Below are 22,132 nucleotides of genomic sequence, written 5' to 3' on the forward strand. Positions count from 1 at the left end.
TGCGCATTTTGGGCTGAAAATCTGCTTTGCAACGTAGCATCATCGTGATGGCTGACACGTCGTAAAAGCGGCCGGTGTCAGGGCAACCACACACTCACCAACACACCGCCCTCGGCATTTTCGATGCGCAATTGCCCGCCGTGCAACTGCACCACTTCGGCCACGAAGTTGAGTCCCAGCCCGGTGCTTTTGCGCCCGGTGTGCGGGCGTGGCAGCGAATAGAAGCGCTCGCATAAACGCGCCAGGGCGTAGTCGGGAATCGCCTCGCTGTGGTTGAACAGGGTCAGCTGGATGCCATCGTCCTGGCGTTCGGCGCTCAGGCGCAAGGTGCCGCCGAGCGGGGTGAAGTCCAGGGCGTTGTCGAGCAGGTTGGCCAGCGCCTGTTGCAGCAGAAAGCGCTCGCCGTGCAGACACAGCGCCCGGTCGATGCGTTGTTCAACGGTCAGTTGCAGACGCTCGAGCGCCACATTGCGGGCCCCCAGCAGTTCCTCGATCAGTGCAGCCAGCGGTATCGCCACCCGCTCTTCCAGTTCCTGGCGCTGTTCGACCATGGCCAGGTTCAGCAGCCGTTCGATCAGTTGCTGCATGCGCTGGCTTTCGTTCTGGATATTGCTCGCAAAGCGCTGGCGCTGGGGCGCGGGCATGTCGTCCTGGAGCAGTTCGGCGGCGCCGCGAATGGCCGCCAGCGGGCTTTTCAGTTCGTGGGTCAGCGTGTGTACATAGCGCTCGACATAGGCCTTGCCTTCAAGCTGGGTGCGCATGTACTCCACGGCGGTGGATAACTGCTCCAGCTCACCGCCACGGTAGTGCGGCAGCTCGGCGCGCTGGCCTTCGCTGACCGCCTGGGCATAACGGGTCAGGCGGCGCAGCGCCGAGCTGAGCCACCACGAAAACAGCGCGCCCATCAGCAAGCCCAGCACCATCAGCCCGCCGCCGTACCACAGCAGGCGGCGCTCGGCGCGGTCGACATACGGTTGCAGCGAGCTGTTGGGCTTGGCCACGGTGACCACGCCGATAATCGCGCCTTTATCGAGAATCGGTGCGCCAACGTGCATCACCGACGAGTTGGAGTCTTCGGGATCGCTGCGGGTCGAGCGCGCACCGTACTCACCGCGCAGGGTCAGGAAGACATCGTTCCAGCGCGAGTAATCCTCGCCCACGGCAAGGCCTGCCGAGTCGAGCAGCACGATGCCGCGGGCGTCGGTGACATAAATGCGGTTGTTGACCTTTTTCTTGCGCAACTCCCAGATCGTCGCCTCGGGCTCGCGCAGGCCGTAGTCCTTGAGCACCTCGTTAAAGCGGCTCTGGCCCAGCGTGCCCTTGCGCACATCGTCCTGAAAGATTTCCGCCAGCAGGTTGGCGGTGTCGACCAGGGTTTCTTCGGTCGACTGGCGCACACCGGGGCGCACTTCCTTCATCACTGTGCTGAGCACGAAATACCCGGTCAGGGCGATGAACACCGCATACACCAGAAAAATCCGGATACTCAGCGACATTCAGCTGTGCCCTGGGCTGAAGCTGTAACCGATGCCGCGATGGGTCTGGATCGGCTCCGCCTCGGCCGCCACCAGTCGCAGCTTGGCGCGCAGGCTCTTGATGTGGCTGTCGATACTGCGCTCATAGCCGGCATCGCAGGCAATGCCCAGCGCATCGAGCAATTGTTCGCGGCTGAACACCCGCTCCGGTTGCTCCAGCAGGCATTGCAACAGGCGAAACTCGTGGCGGGTCAGGCTCAGCGGCTGGCCGCGATAACTGATCTGCACGCGCTCAAGATCCAGCTGGAACAGCCCGTAGTCTGCGGCGGCAACAGGCGCTGCGGCTTCACGCGGCAGCATGCGCTTGAGAATCGCCTTGACCCGTGCGGCGACTTCACGCGGGCTGAACGGCTTGACCACATAATCGTCGGCGCCGATTTCCAGGCCCACCACGCGGTCGATTTCGGCATTGCGTGCGGTGAGGAACATCACCGGCACATCGCTGAAGCGACGCAGTTGCTTGCAGGCCTCGAAACCGGTGATGTCCGGCAGGCCGACATCGAGAATGATCAGGTCGGCCGGTGTCTGCCGCTGATGCTCTACAGCGGCCTGGCCCAGCTCCAGCCAGGCGGTGGTAAAGCCCTCGCTGTGCAGGGCATAGATCAGGGTGTCGGCAATCGCGACTTCGTCTTCGACAATCAGAATATGCGGCATGGCATCCAGGCCCGTGAGCGATGGCGAAACGGTGCGCGATTGGCCACCAATCGTCAATCAGCAATCGGGCTTGTCAGCGGTATAGCGGCGCGCCGGATTGACGGCGGCATCGAACTCGCGCAACGCCTTGGCGCCGATCAGCAGCGGATAGTTGAAGTGGCTGCGATCCACCAGGTTCACCTCCACCGTGCGCTGCTCCTTGCCCAGGCACAGTTGCAACTCGATCACCGGACGCTTGGCCGCTTCGACGCCGCCCTCGTCTTCATCGTCCTCGTCGGCACGGCCCTTGATCTTGCTGATGCGCGCCAGCTTGTGCTCGAACACCTTGTTGCTCGCGCCTTCGGTGGCCAGACGGAAGCGTACCCATTGCTCGCCGTCGCGCTTGAACAGCTCGATGTCCTTGGCCGACAACGAAGCGGTCACCGCTCCCGTGTCCATCTTGGCCTTGAAGGTCTCGCCGACCTCGGGCACCTTGATGTTCTCGTAACGACCGTAAAGGGTCGGATCGGCGGCCATGGCAGGCAACGCCAGCAGGGACAACAGCGCCAGAACAGTCTTCACGCGATGGACTCCTCACAATGTCGGCGCCCGATTGGCGCCCGGTTTTAGACAGCGCAACGGCGCTTGGTTCGCAGCCCCTGGCTTACGAAACATCTGTAAGCACCTGTGTCGTTGGCGCGTTCAGCCAGGCTATCTATCATAGGCACACCACAAACTCCCAGAGATTGCTATGCGCCGCGCCCTTACCGGCTGTTTCGTGACCCTGCTGTTGCTGATCAATACCCTGGTGCTGATCGGCCCCTTGCTGGTATTCGCCCTGTTCAAGCTGATCTTTCAAGGCAACATGCGCGACCAGTGTTCGGCCGCGGTGATGTGGATCGCCGAGACCTGGGCCGAGGTCAACAAATGGATTTTCGCCGCCACCCTGCCCACGCAGTGGGACATTCGCGGCAATGCCGATTTACGCACCGACACCTCGTATCTGGTGGTCAGCAATCACCAGTCGTGGGTGGATATTCCGGCGCTGATCCAGACCTTCAACCGGCGCACGCCGTTCTTCAAGTTCTTCCTGAAAAAGGAGCTGATCTGGGTGCCGTTCCTGGGTCTGGCCTGGTGGGCGCTGGATTACCCGTTCATGAAGCGCTACAGCAAGGCGTTTCTGGCCAGGCACCCCGAACTCAAGGGCCAGGACCTGAAAATCACCCAGGCCGCGTGCGAGCTGTTCAAGCGCCAGCCGGTGACCATCGTCAATTACCTGGAAGGCACACGCTTTACCCCGGCCAAGCATGCAGCGCAGCAATCGCCATATCAGTACCTGCTCAAGCCCAAGGCCGGCGGCGTGGCCTTCGTGCTGGCGGCGATGGGTGAACAGCTCGATGCGATTCTGGACGTGACGGTGGTGTATCCCGACGCAAAAATTCCGGGTTTCTGGGATCTGCTCTGTGGCCAGGTGCCGAAGGTAATCATCGACATCCAGACCCGCGAGCTGGCGCCTGAACTGTGGCAAGGCGACTACGAGAACGACCCGGTATTTAGGGCGAAGGTACAGGAATGGGTTAACCGGTTGTGGGTCGAGAAGGACGAGCGGATTCGCAAGATTCGCGACTGAAACGCGGTTGATTGTGGGAGGCAGCTCTGCTGGCGATCGGCTGCGTTAGCAGTCGTAAATTTTCAGCGCTTTGCAGATTTCTGTGAGCGCTTCGCACTCAATCGCGGGCAGAGCCCCCTCCCACATCAGGTATTGCAGCGCCTGAGGCGTTACGCCGCGCTAAACAGTTTGTGCGGGTCGATGACGAATTTCTTCGGTACGCCGGCATCGAACTCGCCGTAGCCGGCCGGGGCCTGATCCAGGCTGATGACCTGCACGCCCACCACATCGGCGATGTTGATACGGTCCCACATGATCGCCTGCATCAACTGGCGGTTGTACTTCATCACCGGCGTCTGCCCGGTGTGGAAGCTGTGCGACTTGGCCCAGCCCAGGCCGAAGCGGATGCTCAGGGCGCCCTGCTTGGCAGCGGCATCGACCGCACCCGGATCGTCGGTCACGTACAGGCCGGGGATACCGATCTTGCCGGCCACGCGCACCACACCCATCAACGAGTTGAGTACGGTAGCAGGCGCTTCGGCCTTGACGCCCTCGTGACCATGGCCACGCGCTTCGAAGCCCACGGCGTCAACCGCGCAATCGACTTCCGGCTCGCCCAGCAAGGCGGCAATCTGTTCGTGCAACGGGGTGTCGGTGGACAGGTCGGCAATCTCGAAGCCCTGCGCCTTGGCATGCGCCAGACGCACCGGGTTGACGTCACCGACGATCACCACCGCCGCGCCCAGCAGGCGCGCCGACGCCGCCGCAGCCAGGCCGACCGGGCCCGCCCCTGCGATGTACACCGTGCTGCCTGGGCCAACGCCGGCCGTTACGGCACCGTGGTAACCGGTGGGCAGAATGTCGGACAGGCAGGTCAGGTCGCGGATTTTCTCCATCGCGCGGTCGCGGTCCGGCAGCTTGAGCAGGTTGAAGTCGGCGTATGGCACCAGCACGTACTCGGCCTGGCCACCGACCCAGTCGCCCATGTCGACATAGCCGTAAGCGCCGCCGGGACGGGCCGGGTTGACGGTCAGGCATACGCCGGTATGTTGTTCCTTGCAGGAGCGGCACAGGCCGCAGGCGACGTTGAATGGCACCGACACCAGGTCGCCGATTTTCAGGTTCTCGACGCCGCTGCCCTTCTCGATCACCTCACCGGTAATCTCGTGCCCCAGCACCAGGCCCACCTGTGCGGTGGTACGGCCGCGCACCATGTGCTGGTCCGAGCCGCAGATATTGGTGGAGACCACCCGCAAAATAACCCCGTGCTCGATCTTGCGACCCCGCGGGTCCTGCATTTTCGGATAGTCGATCTTCTGTACTTCGACCTTGCCAGCGCCGAGATAAACCACACCGCGATTTCCAGACATGCATGTCACCTCTATTAGTTGTTGTTAACGAGGGGTGTCGCTTGCTGACAAGGATGCGCTGAATCGAGCAGGGAATTTTCAGTGACACCGCCCTCAGCTATTCCAAAAACGACAACGGCACAGATTAGTCGTTAATTGGCAGCTGAGCGCGACAACAAGATCAGAGCACCACCGTACGGTTGGCGTTGAGGAACACGCGGCGCTCGATGTGATAACCGATGGCGCGGGCCAGGGTCAGGCACTCGATGTCGCGGCCCTTGGCGATCAGGTCTTCGGGGTAATGCGCGTGGTCGACCACCTCGACGCCCTGGGCGATGATCGGGCCTTCATCCAGGTCGTTATTGATGTAGTGCGCCGTGGCACCGACCATTTTCACGCCCTTGTTATAGGCCTGATGGTACGGCTTGGCGCCCTTGAAGCCGGGCAGCAGCGAGTGGTGGATATTGATCGCCTTGCCGTCCAGCTTGCGGCACAGGTCCGGCGACAGCACTTGCATGTAGCGGGCAAGAATCACCAGCTCCGCGCCCGACTCTTCGATCACCTGCCAGACTTTGGCTTCCTGGCCGGGCTTGTCGTTGGGGTCCAGCGGAAAACAGTGATAAGGAATCGAATGCCAGGCCGCCAGCGGTTCGAGGTCGGGATGGTTGGACACCACCGCGACCACGTCCATCGACAACTGGTTGATGCGCTGGCGGTACAGCAAATCGTTGAGGCAGTGATCGGCCTTGGAGACCATGATCACCACTTTGGGCCGATAGGCCGGCGCGGTCAGCTCGAAGAGCATGCCAAAGGCGGCACCGCGTTCGGCCAGGCCTTCGCGAAAGCCGGCCTCGTCGAAGTCTTTGGGCTGGCGGAATTCGACCCGGATGAAAAAGCGGCCGGACAACCGGTCATCGAACGAATGGTGCTCGGTGACATAGCAGCCCTGCTCGAACAGATAGCGGGTCACCGCATCCACCGTGCCCAGCACGCTGGGGCAATCGGCGGTCAAAATCCATGTATCGGGGGCGCGGCTCATAAGTCATCCCTCTGGTTCAGAGCTATACAACCGTCGTAGGAGCGCGCTTGCCCGCGACTGAGCGCGAAGCGCTCACAAAAATCTATGAAACGCCACAAATTTACGACTGCTAACGCAGCCGGTCGCCGGCAAGCGGGCTCCTACAGGTCAGGCCTTGATACCCAAACCATATTCGGCGGTTGCGTCCTGCAGCCACAGCCACCAGTAGTCCGAGAAGCTGCGGCGTACCAGCAACTCCCAGGTGTCTTCGCTCGGGCGGCGGATCACCAGTTGCGACTTGGCAAACACGGTACCGACCGCCTTGCCCACCGGAAACTTGCTCGGGTGTACGTCGTAGCTGGTGGATTTTTGCAGCACCTCGCGCACGTTGGGGCCGCTCAGTTCCAGCACCGACCAGCCGCCGCTGACGTTGACGATCGCGATGTGCAGGCCGTCCAGTGCTTCGCGCAGTTTGCGCTCGGCCTCGAACTCTTCGCCGCTCGGCACGATCAGCACCCACTCATCCGGGCCCAGCCATTGCAGCGAGCGCTCGCCGTCGATCACCAGGCCCAGCGCGCCCGGCAGCTCAAGGCCCAGGGCCTTGTGCACGCCAGCGGCAAATGCCGGGTCATGGCCATCGCCACGCAGGGTCAGGTGACCCAGCAGCTTTTTCTCGCGCAGCACCACACCGGGATTGGTGTGGCCCTTGCCGACCAGCTTGTCGAAGCCTGCATGAAACAGCGGCGACTCGGCCTTGGCGCCGGTGGCTGGACGTTGTTGGTAGACGTTGACTGTAGTCATGACGCACCTGTAATCAATTCTGTTGTACGACCCAAAATGCTGCCTTTATCGTAGGACCGGCTTCAGCCGGGAAAGCCGTTATGCGGCGTCTGCTTCCCGGCTGAAGCCGGTCCTACGGTGCAGATCACTCCACGTTCTGCCGCTCGTTCTTCGGATCGAAGAACACCGAAGACACGATCTCGGCCTCAATCACGCTGCCATCGGCCAGCGGCGCATAGACCTTCTCGCCCAGGCGGTTGATGCCGCCCTTGACCACGGCCAGGGCAAACGAATAGCCCAGCGAGTTGTGCGCGTAGCTGGAGGTCACGTGACCGACCATCTTCATCGGAATCTTCTGGTTCGGGTCGAACACCAGTTGCGCGCCTTCCGGCAGCCAGCGTTTCGGGTCCACAGGCTTGAGGCCGACCAGTTGCTTGCGCTGCTCGCGCACGCAGTCTTCACGGTTCATGCCGCGCCAGCCGATCCACGAGAACGGCTTGGTGCGGCCGACGCACCAACCCATGTTCAGGTCGTCGGGGGTCATCGAAGCGTCATTGTCCTGGCCGACGATGATGAAGCCCTTCTCGGCACGCAGCACGTGCATGGTCTCGGTGCCGTACGGGGTCAGGTTGTACTTTTTGCCGGCCTCGGCAATTTTTTCCAGGACACCCATGGCGTAGTCGGCCTGAATGTTGACCTCGTACGACAGCTCGCCGGTGAACGAGATACGGAACACCCGCGCCGGCACACCGCCGACCTGGCCTTCTTTCCAGGTCATGAACGGGAACGCTTCACGGCCCAGATCGATGTCGCTCACTTCAGCCAGCAGCTTGCGGCTGTTGGGGCCCGACAGGGTCAGGGTCGCCCAGTGGTCGGTCACCGAGGTGAAGTACACCTTCAGTTCCGGCCATTCAGTCTGGTGGTACAGCTCCAGCCACTGCAGGACGCGGGCGGCGCCACCGGTAGTCGTCGTCATTACAAAATGATTGTCAGCGACGCAGGCGGTCACGCCGTCGTCGAAGACCATGCCGTCTTCCTTGCACATCAGGCCGTAACGCGCCTTGCCCACGTCGAGCTTGGTCCAGGCGTTGGTGTAGATACGGTTGAGGAACTCACGCGAATCCGGGCCCTGAATGTCAATCTTGCCCAGGGTCGAGGCGTCGAGCAGGCCGACGCTGTCGCGCACGGCCTTGCATTCGCGGGCCACGGCGGCGTGCATATCTTCACCGTTTTTCGGGAAGTACCACGGACGCTTCCACTGGCCGACGTCTTCGAATTCGGCGCCATTGCGCACATGCCAGGCATGCAGCGCGGTGAAGCGCACCGGCTCGAAGATGTGCCCACAGTGCCGACCGGCTACGGCGCCGAAGGTCACCGGCGTGTAGTTGGGACGGAACATGGTGGTGCCCATCTCGGGGATGGTCACGTTCAGCGAGCGGGCGGCGATGGCCAGGCCGTTGACGTTGCCCAGCTTGCCCTGGTCGGTGCCGAAGCCCAGCGCGGTGTAGCGCTTGACGTGCTCGACCGACTCGAAGCCTTCGCGGGTCGCCAGTTCGATGGCCGCTGCAGTCACATCGTTTTGCAGGTCGACGAATTGCTTCGGCGCGCGCGCGGTGCCCTTTTCATGCGGCACCTGGAACAGCGCCACGGTCGGCTCTTCAGTGCGGTTCACAGCCTTGGGCAATACGCCTTCGACCACCTTGAAGCCGGTTTCGCTGGCCGCACGTACGCCGCCTTCAAAGCCATCGGCCAGGGCATCGCCCAGGCTGTAGACGCCGTTTATGCCGCCGACACACACACGCTTTTGCGGTGCTTCGCCGGGCACAAAACCCAGAATGTCTTCACGCCAGACCGGCTTGCCGCCCAGGTGCGAAGCCAGGTGAACCACCGGGCTGTAGCCGCCGGAGCTGGCGATCAGGTCAGCATCGAGCCACTCGCCGGGGCTGGTGACTTTCAGGCTTTTCAGGTCGATAGCGGCGACACGGGCACCGGTCACACGCTTGCTGCCACGCGCTTCGATGACGGCGCTGGAGGTCAGGATGCGCAGGCCCTTGGCCCGTGCCTCTTCGACCAGCGAGCCACGCGGGTTATGACGCGCATCGGCGATGGCAACCACTTGCAGACCGGCATCGAGCCAGTCCAGCGCCACGCGGTAGGCGTGGTCGTTGTTGGTCGACAGCACCAGTTTCTTGCCCGGCGACACGCCATAACGGCGCACATAGGTCGAGACCGCACCGGCGAGCATGTTGCCCGGAATATCGTTGTTGGCGTAGACCAGCGGACGCTCGTGCGTACCGGTGGCCAGCACCACACGGCCGGCGCGCACACGGTGTACGCGATGACGCACCTGGCCGATCGGGGCACGGTCACCGAGGTGATCGGTGAGGCGCTCGTGAATGGTCAGGAAGTTGTGGTCGTGGTAGCCGTTGACCGTGGCGCGTGGCAACAGGATCACGTTATCCAGGCCAGCCAGTTCGGCGACCACGCTGGCGACCCAGTCGGTCGCCGGCTTGCCATCCAGGCTTTCGCGGGTGTCGAGCAGGCTGCCGCCGAACTCTTCCTGTTCGTCCGCCAGAATCACCCGCGCACCGCTGCGGCCAGCCGCCAGCGCAGCAGCGAGACCCGCCGGGCCGGCACCGACCACCAGCACATCGCAATGCTGGTTGAAGTTGTCGTAGCGGTCCGGGTCGTTCTCGACCGGCGAGCGGCCAAGGCCGGCGGCCTTGCGGATGTACTTCTCGTAGGTCATCCAGAACGACTGCGGGTACATGAAGGTTTTGTAGTAGAAGCCCGGCGGCATCAGCTTGCCGCCGACCTTGCCGAGAATCCCCATCATGTCGGTGTTGACGTTCGGCCAGCCGTTGGTGCTGGCCGCCACCAGGCCTGCATACAGCGCCTGTTGCGTGGCACGCACGTTAGGAATCTGCGTGGCTTCGGTGGCGCCCAGTTGCAGCACCGCGTTGGGCTCTTCGGCGCCGGCGGCAAAGATGCCGCGTGGTCGCGAGTACTTGAAGCTGCGGCCAATCACGTCCACGCCGTTGGCGAGCAGCGCCGAGGCCAGGGAATCGCCGGCAAAGCCTTGATAGGTCTGACCGTTGAAGGTGAAGTGCAACACCTTGCTCCGGTCGATACGGCCGCCGTTGGGCAGTCGGTTGCTCTGGCTCATACCTTGTCTCCCTCGGCCGTGAACTGTGGCTTGGCGCCAATCGGATAGGTTTCGAGAATCTCGTAGGTCACGGTGTTGCGGGTGACGTTGAAGTACTGCCGGCAGCCGGCGGCGTGGTCCCACAGTTCGTGGTGAATGCCACGCGGGTTGTCACGGAAAAACATGTACTCGCCCCATTCCTGGTCGGAGCAGGTCGCGGGGTCCAGCGGGCGCGGAATGTGCGCTTGCCCTGAAGCGTGAAATTCCTCTTCGCTGCGCAGCTCGCCACAGTGAGGACAGAAGATATAAAGCATGTTCGAAATCCCCGTATCAGTGAGCGACAGCCGCAGCGCCGTGTTCGTCGATCAGCGCACCGTTATGGAAGCGATCGATGGAGAACGGTGCAGCCAGTGGGTGCATTTCGCCTTTGGCCAGGCTGGCGGCAAACACGTTGCCCGAGCCCGGCGTGGCCTTGAAGCCGCCGGTGCCCCAGCCGCAGTTGAAGAACATGTTCGGTACCGGCGTCTTGGAGATGATCGGGCAGGCGTCCGGCGTGGTGTCGACGATGCCGCCCCACTGGCGGTTCATGCGCACCCGCGACAGCACCGGGAACATCTCGACGATGGCCTGGATCGTGTGCTCGATCACCGGGTACGAACCGCGCTGGCCGTAGCCGACCCAGCTGTCGATACCGGCACCGATCACCAGGTCGCCCTTGTCGGACTGGCTGATGTAACCGTGTACGGCGTTGGACATGATCACGCTGTCGATAATCGGCTTGATCGGCTCGGAGACCAGCGCTTGCAGCGGGTGCGATTCGATCGGCAGGCGGAAACCGGCCAGCTTGGCCATGTGCCCGGAGTTACCGGCAGTGACCACGCCGACGCGCTTGGCGCCGATGAAACCCTTGGTGGTTTCGACGCCGATGCACACGCCGTTCTGCTTGCGAAAGCCGATGACTTCAGTCTGCTGGATCAGGTCGACGCCCAGGGCGTCGGCGGCACGGGCAAAGCCCCAGGCCACGGCGTCGTGACGGGCGACGCCGCCACGGCGTTGAACGGTGGCGCCGAGGATCGGGTAACGGGTGTTCTTCGAGCAATCGAGGTACGGAATCTCGCTGGCGACCTGCTCGGTGTTGAGCAGTTCGCCGTCCACGCCATTAAGGCGGTTGGCGCTGACCCGGCGCTCCGAGTCACGGATGTCCTGCAGGGTGTGGCACAGGTTGTACACGCCGCGCTGGGAGAACATCACGTTGTAGTTCAGGTCCTGCGACAGGCCTTCCCACAGTTTCATCGCGTGTTCGTACAGGTGCGCCGATTCGTCCCACAAGTAGTTGGAGCGCACGATGGTGGTGTTACGGGCGGTGTTGCCGCCGCCCAGATAACCTTTCTCGATCACCGCCACATTGGTGATGCCGTGTTCCTTGGCCAGGTAGTAAGCGGTGGCCAGGCCATGGCCGCCACCGCCGACGATGACCACGTCGTAGACCTGTTTGGGCGTTGGCGTGCGCCACATGCGCTGCCAGTTTTCGTGGTGGCTGAAAGAGTGCTTGAGAAGGCCGAAGCCTGAGTAACGATTCATTGAGGCGACTCCTGACTCAGCGGTAAACCGGGAAATCGGCGCACAGGGCGGCCACATGGCTGGCGACATTGGCCTCGACATCGGCATCGCCGAGGTTGTCGAGGATGTCGCAGATCCAGCCGGCCAGCTCGATGCACTGGGCTTCCTTGAAGCCACGGGTGGTGACGGCCGGGGTGCCGATGCGCAGGCCCGAGGTCACGAACGGCGATTGCGGGTCGTTCGGTACGGCGTTCTTGTTGACGGTGATGTGCGCACGACCCAGGGCGGCGTCGGCGTCTTTACCGGTCAGGCCCTGACGGATCAGGCTGACCAGGAACAGGTGGTTGTCGGTCCCGCCGGACACCACGTCGTAACCGCGGTCGATGAACACCTTGGCCATCGCCTGGGCGTTATTGATCACTTGTTGCTGGTAAACCTTGAAGCCTGGCTCCAGTGCCTCTTTGAAGCACACGGCCTTGCCGGCGATGACGTGCATCAGCGGACCGCCCTGGGCGCCGGGGAATACGGCGGCGTTGAGCTTTTTCTCGATGGTTTCGTTGGCACGCGCCAGGATCAGGCCGCCCCGTGGACCGCGCAGGGTCTTGTGGGTGGTGGTGGTGACCACATCGGCGTACGGCAGCGGGTTCGGGTACAGGCCGGCAGCGACCAGACCGGCCACGTGGGCCATGTCGACGAACAACAGGGCACCGACCTTGTCGGCGATTTCACGAAAGCGCGGGAAGTCCAGGGTCTTGGAATAGGCCGAGAAACCGGCAACGATCATCTTCGGCTGGTGCTCGACGGCCAGGCGCTCGACTTCGTCGTAGTTGATCAGCCCGGTGTCGTTGTCGATGCCGTACTGCACGGCGTTGTACAGCTTGCCCGAGGACGACACTTTAGCGCCGTGGGTCAGGTGACCGCCGTGGGCCAGGCTCATGCCCAGAATCGTGTCGCCGGCTTGCAACAGGGCCAGGTAAACAGCGGAGTTGGCCGAAGAACCGGAGTGCGGCTGGACGTTGACGTAGTCGGCACCGAACAGTTGCTTGGCGCGATCGATCGCCAGTTGCTCGACCTTGTCGACGTGCTCGCAGCCACCGTAGTAGCGCTTGCCCGGATAGCCTTCGGCGTACTTGTTGGTCAGGCCACTGCCTTGCGCCTGCATCACGCGCTTGCTGGTGTAGTTCTCAGACGCGATGAGTTCGATGTGATCTTCCTGACGCTGCTCTTCGGCGTTGATCGCCGCCAGCAGCGCGTCATCGTAACCCTGGATCTGATCTTGTTTGCTGAACATCGCGTTCTCTCCAGCGGCGTCGCGGCGCCTTTCATTATGGTCAGGGCAGTGTTGAACCCTCTGGCTGCGATGGTAGGGCCGCAAGCGCCCGATCAGATGCCTGCGCACGCCACGCAAAGGCGCATTTACGACATGGATTGAACGACGTCGAACTTGGCGACTCGCCAGGCCTGCGGGTTTGTCGGTGTAAAACGGCGCAACGCCCGGTATGCCGAGCCTTTCGGCACTTGGCGAGGCGATCGGGCGGGTATTGGAAAGGGGATGTTTTGGCGGGATGAACAACGGTTCAGAGAAAGGGAATGGCGTATTCAGACAAGTGCCAGCGACGCAATACGCCGCCTGGCACCCCGTAGGAGCGCGCTTGCCCGCGACCGAGTGCGTAAGCGCTCGCAAAATCTCCGAAACGCTGCAAATTTACGGCTGGATATCTCGGAAACGCTGCAAATTTACGGCTAGATATCTCGGAAACGCTGCAAACTTACGGCTGGATATCTCGGAAACGCTGCAAATTTACGACTGCTAACGCAGCCGGTCGCGGGCAAGCGCGCTCCTACAGGGGGTTCATCCTGCAGATTTACTCACCAGGCCGTCGGCGCGGAACATCGTGCGGATGCCGCGCACCGCCTGGCGAATGCGGTCCTGATTCTCGATCAGGGCAAAGCGCACATGGTCGTCGCCGTACTCACCGAAACCGATACCCGGCGATACGCAGACCTTGGCTTCGGCCAGCAGCTTCTTGGCGAACTCCAGCGAGCCCAGGTGCGCGTAAGCCTCGGGGATTTTCGCCCAGACATACATCGAAGCCTTGGGATTCTCGACCATCCAGCCCAGCTCATGCAGGCCCTTGACCAGCACGTTGCGGCGCTGGCGATACTGCTCGGCGATGTCCAGCACGCACTGCTGGTCGCCTTCGAGCGCGGCAATGGCCGCGACCTGCAACGGCGTGAAGGTGCCGTAGTCGTGGTAGCTCTTGATCCGCGCCAGGGCGCCGACCAGTTCATGGTTACCGACCATGAAGCCGATCCGCCAGCCGGCCATGTTGTAGCTCTTGGACAGGGTGAAAAACTCCACCGCAATGTCCTTGGCGCCCGGCACCTGCATGATCGACGGCGCTTTCCAGCCGTCATAGACGATGTCGGCATAGGCCAGGTCGTGAATCACCAGCACGTCGTACTGCTTGGCCAGGGCCACCACACGCTCGAAGAAATCCAGCTCGACGCATTGCGCGGTCGGGTTGGACGGGAAGCCGAGGATCATCATCTTCGGCTTGGGAATAGAGCCACGAATGGCCTTTTCCAGTTCGGCAAAGAAATCCACGCCCGGCACCAGCGGCACCGACCGCACCTGGGCGCCGGCAATCACGGCACCGTAGATGTGAATCGGGTAGCTGGGGTTGGGCACCAGTACGGTATCGCCCTGATCGAGGGTGGCGAGCATCAGATGCGCCAGGCCCTCTTTGGAACCGATGGTGACAATGGCTTCGCTTTCCGGGTCGATGTCGACCTCGTAGCGTTTCTTGTACCAGTTGGAAATCGCCCGACGCAGGCGTGGAATGCCTTTGGAGGTGGAATAACCGTGGGTGTCTTCGCGCTGGGCGACGGTGACCAGTTTCTCGACAATGTGCGGCGGCGTAGCCCCGTCGGGGTTGCCCATGCTCAGGTCGATAATGTCCTCACCACGACGGCGAGCGGCCATTTTCAGCTCGGCGGTGATGTTGAACACATAAGGGGGGAGTCGATCGATGCGCGCAAAGCGGCGCGGCAAACCTTGGTCAGCCATGAGAATCTCGCAGACGTAAGCGCCCGGAACCGTCCGAGCGACGTTGGCCACATGAGGCAGCCTGCGCGAACGATAAGGGCGTTGATGGCAGTTTGTCTAGCGCAATGTTCCGCCATGCCCACCGGCCTACAAAACCTGGCGCAGGCACCACAGCAGCAAGAAATGCAGCGGGTAAATCGCATATGCCCAGCGCCGCATCGGCCAGACACGCCAGTGCACCTTGCGCCGCAACAGCGCAATCCCCGCCAGCGGCGCCAGCAAACACACCAGCCCGGCGCCGATCGAGACCGGATCGCCCCAGCTCATGCCGGCGAAGATATCCTGCCAGGCATTGGCAAACAGGCACACGCCGCCCGCCAGCAATGCCCAGCCGAGCGAGCGTTGTATCACCAGCAACAGCACCAGCGGCAACAGCACGCCGGCCAGGCCAAACATCAGGTGCTGTTGCAGCACGGCGGCCAGCAACAGGGCCGCCAGCGCCATGATTCGCGTGGCAACCATGCGCTGGCGCCAGCCCTGCGCAATCAACAAGCCGAGCAGCAAGGTCGGCATCACGTTGAAGATGGCTGCATCCGCCATGAACAACCGGTACGGCACCTCGGACAACAGCGCAAAGCCCAGCATCCAGCCCAGGTAGCGCCACTGCACGCGCGGCGACACTTCAGCCGCGCTACGCCGCGCCAGGTTGGCGGCAATCGCCAGGCAAAACCACGGGAACGCCAGACGCCCCGGCACATACAGAAAATCCACGGACCAGCCGACATAGCGCAGGTGATCGAGCACCATGCTCAGCATCGCCAGCCACTTGAGCAGGTCCAGCGCCCGGTTGCGTACGGGCAGAAATGGCGGGTTGGAAAGGTCCATAAAAATCCCTTAAGTCCTTTTGTATAGACAGGTACAACGACGGATGCCCGAACCCGCCTTGTTCGTTTACAGTGGGCGGCATAATCGACCACAAGGATTCGGCCATGACAGATCAGAGCCAACAGTTCGCCAGCGACAACTATTCCGGCATCTGCCCCGAAGCCTGGGCAGCCATGGAACAGGCGAACCACGGGCATCAACGGGCCTATGGCGACGATCAATGGACGGCGCGGGCCGCCGATGAATTCCGTCGTTTGTTCGAAACTGATTGCGAAGTGTTCTTCGCCTTCAATGGCACGGCGGCCAACTCGCTCGCACTCTCGGCGCTGTGCCAGAGTTATCACAGTGTCATTTGCTCGGAAACCGCCCACGTCGAAACCGACGAATGCGGCGCCCCGGAATTTTTCTCCAACGGTTCGAAATTGCTGGTCGCGCCCAGCGTCGGCGGCAAGCTGAGCCCTGAGTCGATTCGTGAAATCGCCCTCAAGCGTCAGGACATTCACTACCCCAAACCACGGGTCGTGACCCTGACCCAGGCCACCGAAGTCGGCACCGTTTATCAGCCTGAAGAACTCAAGGCGATCAGCGCCACCTGCAAGGAGCTGAACCTGCACCTGCACATGGACGGCGCACGCTTCTCCAACGCCTGCGCGCACCTAGGCTGTACGCCGGCCGAGCTGACCTGGAAATCCGGGGTCGATGTGTTGTGTTTCGGCGGGACCAAGAACGGCATGGCGGTCGGCGAGGCGATTCTGTTCTTCAACCGCGACCTGGCCGAAGACTTCGACTACCGCTGCAAACAGGCCGGCCAGCTGGCGTCCAAGATGCGTTACTTGTCGGCACCGTGGGTGGGCCTGCTGGAAAACGACGCCTGGCTCAAACACGCCCGTCACGCCAACCGCTGCGCGCAGCTGCTGGCCGAACTGGTCAAGGACGTGCAAGGCGTCGAGCTGATGTTCCCGGTGCAGGCCAACGGCGTGTTCCTGCAACTGTCGGAACCGGCCATCGCCGCCCTCACCGGGCTGGGCTGGCGCTTCTACACCTTCATCGGCAAGGGCGGCGCACGCTTCATGTGTTCATGGGACACCGAAGAAGATCGCGTGCGGCAACTGGCAGCGGATATACGCCGGGTGATGCAGGCCGGCTGATCAATTGACCGGCCAGAACCGGCGCATCAGTTCTGCGAAATGGTCCGCGAGATGGCTTCGACCGTGGCCTCGACCTGTTCCTGATAACGCGCCAGTTCGACCTTGTGCTGCTCTTTGAGCTCAAGGTGCCGCGAACACAGGTTCAGGGCCGCCAGCACCAGCAACCGGTCACCGATCAGGGCCGGGTACTGGCGCTTGGTATCGGCCAGGGATGCCTGGAGCATTGCGGCGGCCTGCAGCAGGGCCTGCTCTTCTCCGGCCGGCGCCTTGACCGAGTAGTCCTGGCCCAGGATCGAGAAGACCGTCACATCACTCGGTGAACTCATGCGCTCACGTGACTGGCGCTGGTGGCACGGTCAACCAGCGCCTGGATACGGGCGGCAGCGCTGCCTTGTTTTTCTTCCTGTTCCAGCAGATTCAATTGCAGGCTGTCGTTCTCTTCACGGGCCTGGGCCAGATCGGCACGCAGTTGCTCGGTGGTGTTTTGCAGTTGCTGATTCTGCTGCACCAGGTCGCTGACGAGTTGTTCCAACTGGCTGAGGGACGTTTCCAACATTTTGATTACTCGTGCAAGTTCCATGGGGGCACACACCATAAAGAAAAGTCAGGGTGCATGCCAGCGTTCAGGCCTTTAAAACCGGCCTTTGGCTATAAGTTGAGGCAAGACAAGATGCCTTCAAGGGCCCTTCTGACTTTGCATGAGCGTTTCGGTTCCCGCCGCAGGTCAGATCGACGACCCGGCTCGGCCTTGAGCACCGAAATTCGGTGATACTTTTTTGCCATCATTCAATGCAACCGATTGCCAGGGCGCCCGGTCAGAGATTTTGTCATCTGCAAGCCGCACGGATTGCGCCTTACGTCCTGGAAGCCCTATTTATGTCTCTACGCACTATGAACATCGCGCCACGCGCCTTCCTCGGTTTTGCCCTGATCGGCGCCCTCATGCTGATCCTCGGCGTGTTCGCCCTGACGCAAATGAGCAAGATCCGCAGCGACACGCAAATCCTGGCCAACAACAGCGTACCGACCATCAAGGCGCTGGATCGCATCAACGAGCTCACCCAGCGCATGCGCGTGATGTCCTATCGACTGATGGTCAACCGCGAGCCTGATATCCAGCAAAAAACCAAAGAGACACTGATATTGCGCAGCCAGCAGATAGAAGAGGCGCGCAAGCTGTACGAGTCGCTGATCGACGACCCGCAGGAACAGGCGATTTATAACGAGTACCTGCAACTGCTCGGCACCCACACCCGGCTTCAGGAACGCCTGCGCGATCTGTCGCAAGCCAATAACATCGACGGGCTGCAGGTGCTGCTCAACACCGAGATGATGGAAAACTCCGACCAGATCAACCAGGTGATCGCCCGCCTGGTCGAGTTCAACACCACGCAACTGAACCAGACCAACGCGCATGCCACCGAGCAATATCAGAGTGCATTCAGGCTGGTGGTCGGCCTGCTGATCGTCGCCACCTTTCTGACCCTGCTGTTCGCCTGGCTGCTGACCCGCAGCATCACCCAACCGATTGCCCAGGCCTTGAAAGCCGCCGAAACCATTGCCGAAGGCGACCTCACCCAACCCATTGAAGTGGTAGGCAGCGACGAAGCCGGCCGCCTGTTGCAGGCCATGCACACCATGCAGAGCAAACTGCGCGACACCTTGCAGCGTATTTCAGGCTCAGCCTCGCAACTGGCGTCGGCCGCCGAAGAACTCAATGCGGTGACCGACGAAAGCGCCCGCGGCCTGGGCCGGCAGAACAATGAAATCGAACAGGCTGCCACGGCGGTCAACGAAATGACCAGCGCGGTCGAAGAAGTGGCGCGCAATGCCAACGACACCTCGCAAGCCTCGCAAAATGCCACGACATCGGCCCGCGATGGCCGCGACCTGGTGCAGGAAACCGTCACCGCCATCGAACGCATGAGCCGCGACGTGCAAGGCAGCGCCGAGCAGATCAGCCAGCTGGCCGAGCAATCGCGGGACATCGGCAAGGTGCTGGATGTGATTCGCGGCCTGGCCGACCAGACCAACCTGCTGGCCCTCAACGCCGCCATCGAGGCCGCACGCGCCGGCGAAGCGGGACGCGGGTTTGCGGTGGTGGCCGATGAAGTGCGCGCGCTTGCACACCGCACCCAGCAATCGACCAGTGAAATCGAGAAGATGATCGACACCATTCAGGGCGGCACCGAACAGGCCGTCGGCGCGATGCGCAGCAGCACCGAGCGCGCCGAGTCGACGCTGAGCATCGCCAAGGGTGCTGGTCTTGCGCTGGACACCATTCATACCGCCGTGGAGCAAATCAACGAGCGCAACCTGGTGATCGCCAGCGCCGCCGAAGAACAGGCCCAGGTGGCCCGCGAAGTGGACCGCAACCTGGTGAACATCCGCGACCTGTCGACCCAGACCGCCACCGGCGCCCACCAGACCTCGGCCGCCAGCACCGAACTGTCACGCCTGGCGGTGGACCTCAACAGCATGGTGATGCGCTTTAACCTCTGACCGGTGATCCGCCTCATCCCAAAGTAGCCGGGCAGCGAGCGGATACCGATCAGTCAGACCTGTGGGAGGCAGCTCTGCTGGCGACAGGGCCATCGCGGGCAGAGCCCTCTCTCACAGGACTCTGTTTGATGCCTCAGTACTCGATACGCACATCGCTTTTCGGCACGCTGCAGCACGACAGGATGTAACCCTCGGCTTCGTCGTCTTCGGTGATGCCGCCGTTGTGTTCCATCTCGACTTCGCCGCTGAGCTTCATCACCTTGCAGGTGCCGCAGATGCCCATGCCGCAGGCCTTGGGAATCATCAGGCCCAGCTTGGCCGCCGCCGCATGCACGGTTTCGCCCGGCGTGATGCGGATGCTCTTGCCGGTGTCGGTGAACGCCACTTCGTGCAGGTCGGACACGTCGATGCTCGGTGCATCGGCCGCCTGTTCGGCATGTTCCACCGCATCGGCCTTGGCTTCGGCCGGCGTCGCGCCGAACGACTCTTCATGGTACTGGGCCATGTTGAAGCCGTTGTCCTGCAGCATGCGCTTGATGGCCGCCATGTACGGCGTCGGCCCGCAGCAGAACACTTCGCGGTCGCGGAAGTCCGGCGCCATCAGTTCCAGCATGCGGATGTTCAGGTAACCGCGATAACCGGCCCACGGCTCGCCCAGCCCGTGCTTCTCACAGATCAGGTGCAGGCTGAAGTTGTCGATCCGCGACGCCATGTGCTCCAGCTCGCGGTGATAGATGATGTCCTTGGGCGTACGGGCGCTGTGCACGAAGACCATGTCGACGTTGGCGTTGGTGTCGTAGTACCAGCGCGCCATCGACATGACCGGCGTGATGCCGACGCCGCCGCTGAGGTAAAGAATCTTCGGGTTGGGAAAATCGATCGCGTTGAACAGCCCCACCGGGCCGTGCACCGCCAGTTCCTGGCCTTCGTGCAAGGTGTCGTGCAGAAAGTTCGAGACCCTGCCGCCCGGCACGCGCTTGACGGTGATCGAAAAGCTGTACGGCACCGACGGCGCACTGGAAATGGTGTACGAGCGCATGACCGGCTGACCGTCGATCTCAAGCTCGAGGGTGACGAACTGCCCAGGCTTGAAAAAGAACATGATCGGCTGGTCGGCCATGAAGCAAAACGTGCGTACGTCCCAGGTTTCCTGAATGACTTTGACCACGCGAACCGCGTGACGACCGTTGGCCCATGTCTGGGTGTTGACCGGGTTGAGGAAGGTTTGGGACATGCTCGATCTCCACGGCCGACTGTCGGCCTTTTATGAAGCGAATTCTGCGTAACGCCCTGCCCCGCCATTTACCTATCAGCGACATTGACGTACTTACGGCGACCAGCCCCCAAAGGCATGGGCTTGCCCGTCGGGAACGGATTCGGCCATGTCGTGCATGGATAAGGTTCATGCCGCGCGCATCTCCACACTCGCGGCTAAATAGTTACGTAATACTTTCCGGCAAGAGCGACCGCAAAAGATCGCCTTGCGTGCCACGCCAACCAACCGTATTAGCCACAGCCGCGACCGCCCGAGGCGGTCTTGAGGAATCCAAAGATGGACGTCACTGCAAACCTGAGCCTGGGCGACCCACTTGAAGCAGCACGCAAGGCAACCGCCGAGATGCTGCAAAACCGCGAACGCACCTATTCGCTGCCACAGCCGTTCTATAACGACGAGCGGCTGTTCCAGATAGACATGCAGGAAATCTTCCACAAAGAGTGGTTGATCGCCGGCATGACCTGCGAGATCCCCAAGAAAGGCAACTACCTGACCTTGCAGATCGGCAACAACCCGGTGCTGGTGGTGCGTGGCCCGGACGATACGGTCAATGCGTTCCACAACGTCTGCCGCCATCGCGGCTCGCGCCTGTGTACGGCCGAAAAGGGCAAGGTCGCCAAGCTGGTGTGCCATTACCACCAGTGGACCTACGAACTGGACGGCCGCCTGCTGTACGCCGGCACCGAGATGGGCGAAGACTTCGATATGTCGAAGTTCAGCCTCAAGCCGATCAACGTCAAGACCGCCGGCGGTTACATCTTCATCAGCCTGGCGGAAAACCCGCCAGCCATCGACGAGTTCCTGGCCACCCTGCGCCACTACATGGAACCCTACGACATGGAAAACACCAAGGTGGCGGTGCAAACCACCTTGATGGAAAAGGCCAACTGGAAACTGGTGCTGGAAAACAACCGCGAGTGCTACCACTGCAGCGGCTCGCACCCTGAACTGCTCAACACCCTGCTGGAATGGGACGACACCCACGATCCGCGCGCCACTCAGTCGTTCAAGGACCATGTGGCCGAATCGGCGGCCAAGTGGGAAGCCGAGAAGATCCCGTACCTGCACGCCGGCTTCGGCCTGCGCAACCGCATCGTGCGCATGCCGCTGCTCAAGGGCACCGTGTCGATGACCATGGACGGCCAGCAAGGCTCGAAAAAGCTGATGGGCCGCATCCAGAACCCGGACCTGGGCTCGATGCGCATCTTGCACCTGCCGCATTCCTGGAACCACTGCATGGGCGATCACATCATCGTCTTCACCGTGTGGCCGATCAGCGCGCAGGAAACCATGGTCACCACCAAGTGGCTGGTGCACAAGGACGCGGTCGAAGGCGTCGACTACGACGTGGCCCGCCTGCGCGAAGTGTGGGACGCCACCAACGACCAGGACCGTCGCCTGGCCGAAGAGAACCAGCGCGGCATCAACTCCACCGCCTACCAGCCGGGTCCTTATTCCAAGACCTACGAGTTCGGCGTGGTCAACTTCATCGACTGGTACAGCGCCCGCGTACTGGAAAACCTCGGTGCAGAGCCTGCGCCGTACCTTAAAGGGGTACAGGTGCAGAGCAAGTAAACAGCTTTAGCCTTCCCCAAAGCCCGCTCCTGATTCAGGAGCGGGCTTTTTTGTGCCCTTCGTCACCT

The 22,132-nt window shown here is 62.0% G+C and carries 19 protein-coding genes and 1 pseudogene; 5 read left to right on the forward strand and 15 right to left on the reverse strand.

Features of this window, described 5'->3' with window-relative positions; genetic code table 11:
* Positions 1-77 precede the first annotated feature (77 nt).
* The 3 genes from creC to rloA2 are packed head-to-tail and all read right to left on the reverse strand — an operon-like array spanning position 78 to position 2,750.
* Positions 78-1,496 carry a two-component system sensor histidine kinase CreC gene (creC, locus tag ACYAS9_RS11120; RefSeq protein ID WP_463568347.1) on the reverse strand — a complete coding sequence of 473 codons (1,419 nt, stop codon included), beginning with the start codon at positions 1,494-1,496 and terminating at the stop codon, positions 78-80.
* The gene (creB, locus tag ACYAS9_RS11125; protein ID WP_463568348.1) at positions 1,497-2,189 is read right to left on the reverse strand and encodes a two-component system response regulator CreB; all 693 of its coding nucleotides are present in this window, start codon (positions 2,187-2,189) and stop codon (positions 1,497-1,499) included. It abuts the gene before it with no gap.
* 57 nt (positions 2,190-2,246) lie between these two features.
* On the reverse strand, positions 2,247-2,750 hold the full coding sequence (gene rloA2 / locus ACYAS9_RS11130; protein ID WP_463568349.1) for a retropepsin-like aspartic peptidase RloA2: 504 nt from the start codon (positions 2,748-2,750) through the stop codon (positions 2,247-2,249).
* 169 nt (positions 2,751-2,919) lie between these two features.
* Here rloA2 and ACYAS9_RS11135 point away from each other — a divergent pair, with 169 nt between their 5' ends.
* Positions 2,920-3,798, forward strand: coding sequence for an acyltransferase (locus ACYAS9_RS11135; protein ID WP_463568350.1), 879 nt, complete (start codon positions 2,920-2,922; stop codon positions 3,796-3,798).
* 149 nt (positions 3,799-3,947) lie between these two features.
* Here the strand turns inward: ACYAS9_RS11135 and fdhA are convergent, their stop codons facing one another.
* The 9 genes from fdhA to ACYAS9_RS11180 all read right to left on the reverse strand — a co-directional run bounded on the left by fdhA (position 3,948) and on the right by ACYAS9_RS11180 (position 15,563).
* Entirely contained in the window at positions 3,948-5,147 is a 1,200-nt protein-coding gene (gene fdhA / locus ACYAS9_RS11140) for a formaldehyde dehydrogenase, glutathione-independent (RefSeq protein ID WP_459742409.1), read from the reverse strand.
* Positions 5,148-5,307: 160 nt separating this feature from the next.
* The gene (locus ACYAS9_RS11145; protein WP_463568351.1) at positions 5,308-6,165 is read right to left on the reverse strand and encodes a formyltetrahydrofolate deformylase; all 858 of its coding nucleotides are present in this window, start codon (positions 6,163-6,165) and stop codon (positions 5,308-5,310) included.
* A 147-nt stretch (positions 6,166-6,312) separates the two neighbouring features.
* Positions 6,313-6,945 carry a sarcosine oxidase subunit gamma gene (locus ACYAS9_RS11150; protein WP_463568352.1) on the reverse strand — a complete coding sequence of 211 codons (633 nt, stop codon included), beginning with the start codon at positions 6,943-6,945 and terminating at the stop codon, positions 6,313-6,315.
* Between the two features lie 124 nt (positions 6,946-7,069).
* Positions 7,070-10,090 (reverse strand): sarcosine oxidase subunit alpha, encoded by a 3,021-nt coding sequence (locus tag ACYAS9_RS11155; protein WP_463568353.1) that lies wholly within the window; start codon positions 10,088-10,090, stop codon positions 7,070-7,072.
* The gene (locus ACYAS9_RS11160) at positions 10,087-10,383 is read right to left on the reverse strand and encodes a sarcosine oxidase subunit delta (protein ID WP_463568354.1); all 297 of its coding nucleotides are present in this window, start codon (positions 10,381-10,383) and stop codon (positions 10,087-10,089) included. The genes ACYAS9_RS11155 and ACYAS9_RS11160 overlap by 4 nt, the downstream gene beginning before the upstream one ends.
* A 16-nt stretch (positions 10,384-10,399) precedes the next feature.
* Positions 10,400-11,650, reverse strand: a complete 1,251-nt coding sequence (locus ACYAS9_RS11165) for a sarcosine oxidase subunit beta family protein (RefSeq protein WP_463568355.1) — start codon at positions 11,648-11,650, stop codon at positions 10,400-10,402.
* Between the two features lie 16 nt (positions 11,651-11,666).
* Positions 11,667-12,920, reverse strand: coding sequence for a serine hydroxymethyltransferase (glyA, locus tag ACYAS9_RS11170; protein ID WP_463568356.1), 1,254 nt, complete (start codon positions 12,918-12,920; stop codon positions 11,667-11,669).
* Between the two features lie 561 nt (positions 12,921-13,481).
* Positions 13,482-14,699 carry an alanine transaminase gene (gene alaC / locus ACYAS9_RS11175; RefSeq protein WP_463568357.1) on the reverse strand — a complete coding sequence of 406 codons (1,218 nt, stop codon included), beginning with the start codon at positions 14,697-14,699 and terminating at the stop codon, positions 13,482-13,484.
* Positions 14,700-14,825: 126 nt separating this feature from the next.
* Complete coding sequence (locus ACYAS9_RS11180; protein ID WP_463568358.1) at positions 14,826-15,563, reverse strand: TraX family protein; 738 nt, start codon at positions 15,561-15,563, stop codon at positions 14,826-14,828.
* A gap of 104 nt (positions 15,564-15,667) precedes the next feature.
* Between ACYAS9_RS11180 and ACYAS9_RS11185 the strand changes: the two genes are divergently transcribed.
* On the forward strand, positions 15,668-16,711 hold the full coding sequence (locus tag ACYAS9_RS11185; RefSeq protein ID WP_463568359.1) for a threonine aldolase family protein: 1,044 nt from the start codon (positions 15,668-15,670) through the stop codon (positions 16,709-16,711).
* A gap of 26 nt (positions 16,712-16,737) precedes the next feature.
* Here the strand turns inward: ACYAS9_RS11185 and ACYAS9_RS11190 are convergent, their stop codons facing one another.
* Both ACYAS9_RS11190 and ACYAS9_RS11195 read right to left on the reverse strand, forming a co-directional pair.
* Positions 16,738-17,037: a cell division protein ZapA gene (locus tag ACYAS9_RS11190; RefSeq protein WP_463568360.1), complete on the reverse strand. Its 300-nt coding sequence runs from the start codon at positions 17,035-17,037 to the stop codon at positions 16,738-16,740.
* Positions 17,034-17,267 carry a hypothetical protein gene (locus ACYAS9_RS11195; RefSeq protein WP_463568361.1) on the reverse strand — a complete coding sequence of 78 codons (234 nt, stop codon included), beginning with the start codon at positions 17,265-17,267 and terminating at the stop codon, positions 17,034-17,036. The genes ACYAS9_RS11190 and ACYAS9_RS11195 overlap by 4 nt, the downstream gene beginning before the upstream one ends.
* A gap of 335 nt (positions 17,268-17,602) precedes the next feature.
* Between ACYAS9_RS11195 and ACYAS9_RS11200 the strand changes: the two are divergent.
* Positions 17,603-18,358: pseudogene (locus tag ACYAS9_RS11200) on the forward strand (MCP four helix bundle domain-containing protein); the annotation flags it as partial.
* A complete protein-coding gene (locus ACYAS9_RS11205) occupies positions 18,350-19,213 on the forward strand; it encodes a methyl-accepting chemotaxis protein (protein WP_463568453.1) in 864 nt (287 codons plus the stop codon). The pseudogene ACYAS9_RS11200 and the gene ACYAS9_RS11205, both read left to right, overlap by 9 nt.
* 133 nt (positions 19,214-19,346) lie before the next feature.
* Here the strand turns inward: ACYAS9_RS11205 and gbcB are convergent, their stop codons facing one another.
* Positions 19,347-20,447, reverse strand: a complete 1,101-nt coding sequence (gene gbcB, locus ACYAS9_RS11210; RefSeq protein ID WP_463568362.1) for a glycine-betaine demethylase subunit GbcB — start codon at positions 20,445-20,447, stop codon at positions 19,347-19,349.
* A gap of 318 nt (positions 20,448-20,765) precedes the next feature.
* On the opposite strand from gbcB, the gene gbcA reads away from it, so the two are divergent.
* The gene (gbcA, locus tag ACYAS9_RS11215; protein ID WP_463568363.1) at positions 20,766-22,064 is read left to right on the forward strand and encodes a glycine-betaine demethylase subunit GbcA; all 1,299 of its coding nucleotides are present in this window, start codon (positions 20,766-20,768) and stop codon (positions 22,062-22,064) included.
* The last annotated feature ends 68 nt before the right edge of the window (positions 22,065-22,132 follow it).

Source organism: Pseudomonas sp. HP_08, assembly GCF_055284095.1.

What these genes read in the sequence shown, in the direction of transcription:
- creB (WP_463568348.1), bottom strand. Translation starts at nt 2,189, where the DNA reads ATGCCGCATATTCTGATTGTCGAAGACGAAGTCGCGATTGCCGACACC.
- ACYAS9_RS11180 (WP_463568358.1), bottom strand. Translation starts at nt 15,563, where the DNA reads ATGGACCTTTCCAACCCGCCATTTCTGCCCGTACGCAACCGGGCGCTG.
- ACYAS9_RS11165 (WP_463568355.1), bottom strand. Translation starts at nt 11,650, where the DNA reads ATGAATCGTTACTCAGGCTTCGGCCTTCTCAAGCACTCTTTCAGCCAC.
- fdhA (WP_459742409.1), bottom strand. Translation starts at nt 5,147, where the DNA reads ATGTCTGGAAATCGCGGTGTGGTTTATCTCGGCGCTGGCAAGGTCGAA.
- ACYAS9_RS11205 (WP_463568453.1), top strand. Translation starts at nt 18,350, where the DNA reads ATGCAGAGCAAACTGCGCGACACCTTGCAGCGTATTTCAGGCTCAGCC.
- ACYAS9_RS11155 (WP_463568353.1), bottom strand. Translation starts at nt 10,090, where the DNA reads ATGAGCCAGAGCAACCGACTGCCCAACGGCGGCCGTATCGACCGGAGC.
- ACYAS9_RS11190 (WP_463568360.1), bottom strand. Translation starts at nt 17,037, where the DNA reads ATGAGTTCACCGAGTGATGTGACGGTCTTCTCGATCCTGGGCCAGGAC.
- ACYAS9_RS11135 (WP_463568350.1), top strand. Translation starts at nt 2,920, where the DNA reads ATGCGCCGCGCCCTTACCGGCTGTTTCGTGACCCTGCTGTTGCTGATC.
- ACYAS9_RS11160 (WP_463568354.1), bottom strand. Translation starts at nt 10,383, where the DNA reads ATGCTTTATATCTTCTGTCCTCACTGTGGCGAGCTGCGCAGCGAAGAG.
- alaC (WP_463568357.1), bottom strand. Translation starts at nt 14,699, where the DNA reads ATGGCTGACCAAGGTTTGCCGCGCCGCTTTGCGCGCATCGATCGACTC.
- ACYAS9_RS11195 (WP_463568361.1), bottom strand. Translation starts at nt 17,267, where the DNA reads ATGTTGGAAACGTCCCTCAGCCAGTTGGAACAACTCGTCAGCGACCTG.
- ACYAS9_RS11145 (WP_463568351.1), bottom strand. Translation starts at nt 6,165, where the DNA reads ATGAGCCGCGCCCCCGATACATGGATTTTGACCGCCGATTGCCCCAGC.
- gbcB (WP_463568362.1), bottom strand. Translation starts at nt 20,447, where the DNA reads ATGTCCCAAACCTTCCTCAACCCGGTCAACACCCAGACATGGGCCAAC.
- gbcA (WP_463568363.1), top strand. Translation starts at nt 20,766, where the DNA reads ATGGACGTCACTGCAAACCTGAGCCTGGGCGACCCACTTGAAGCAGCA.
- ACYAS9_RS11150 (WP_463568352.1), bottom strand. Translation starts at nt 6,945, where the DNA reads ATGACTACAGTCAACGTCTACCAACAACGTCCAGCCACCGGCGCCAAG.
- ACYAS9_RS11185 (WP_463568359.1), top strand. Translation starts at nt 15,668, where the DNA reads ATGACAGATCAGAGCCAACAGTTCGCCAGCGACAACTATTCCGGCATC.
- creC (WP_463568347.1), bottom strand. Translation starts at nt 1,496, where the DNA reads ATGTCGCTGAGTATCCGGATTTTTCTGGTGTATGCGGTGTTCATCGCC.
- glyA (WP_463568356.1), bottom strand. Translation starts at nt 12,920, where the DNA reads ATGTTCAGCAAACAAGATCAGATCCAGGGTTACGATGACGCGCTGCTG.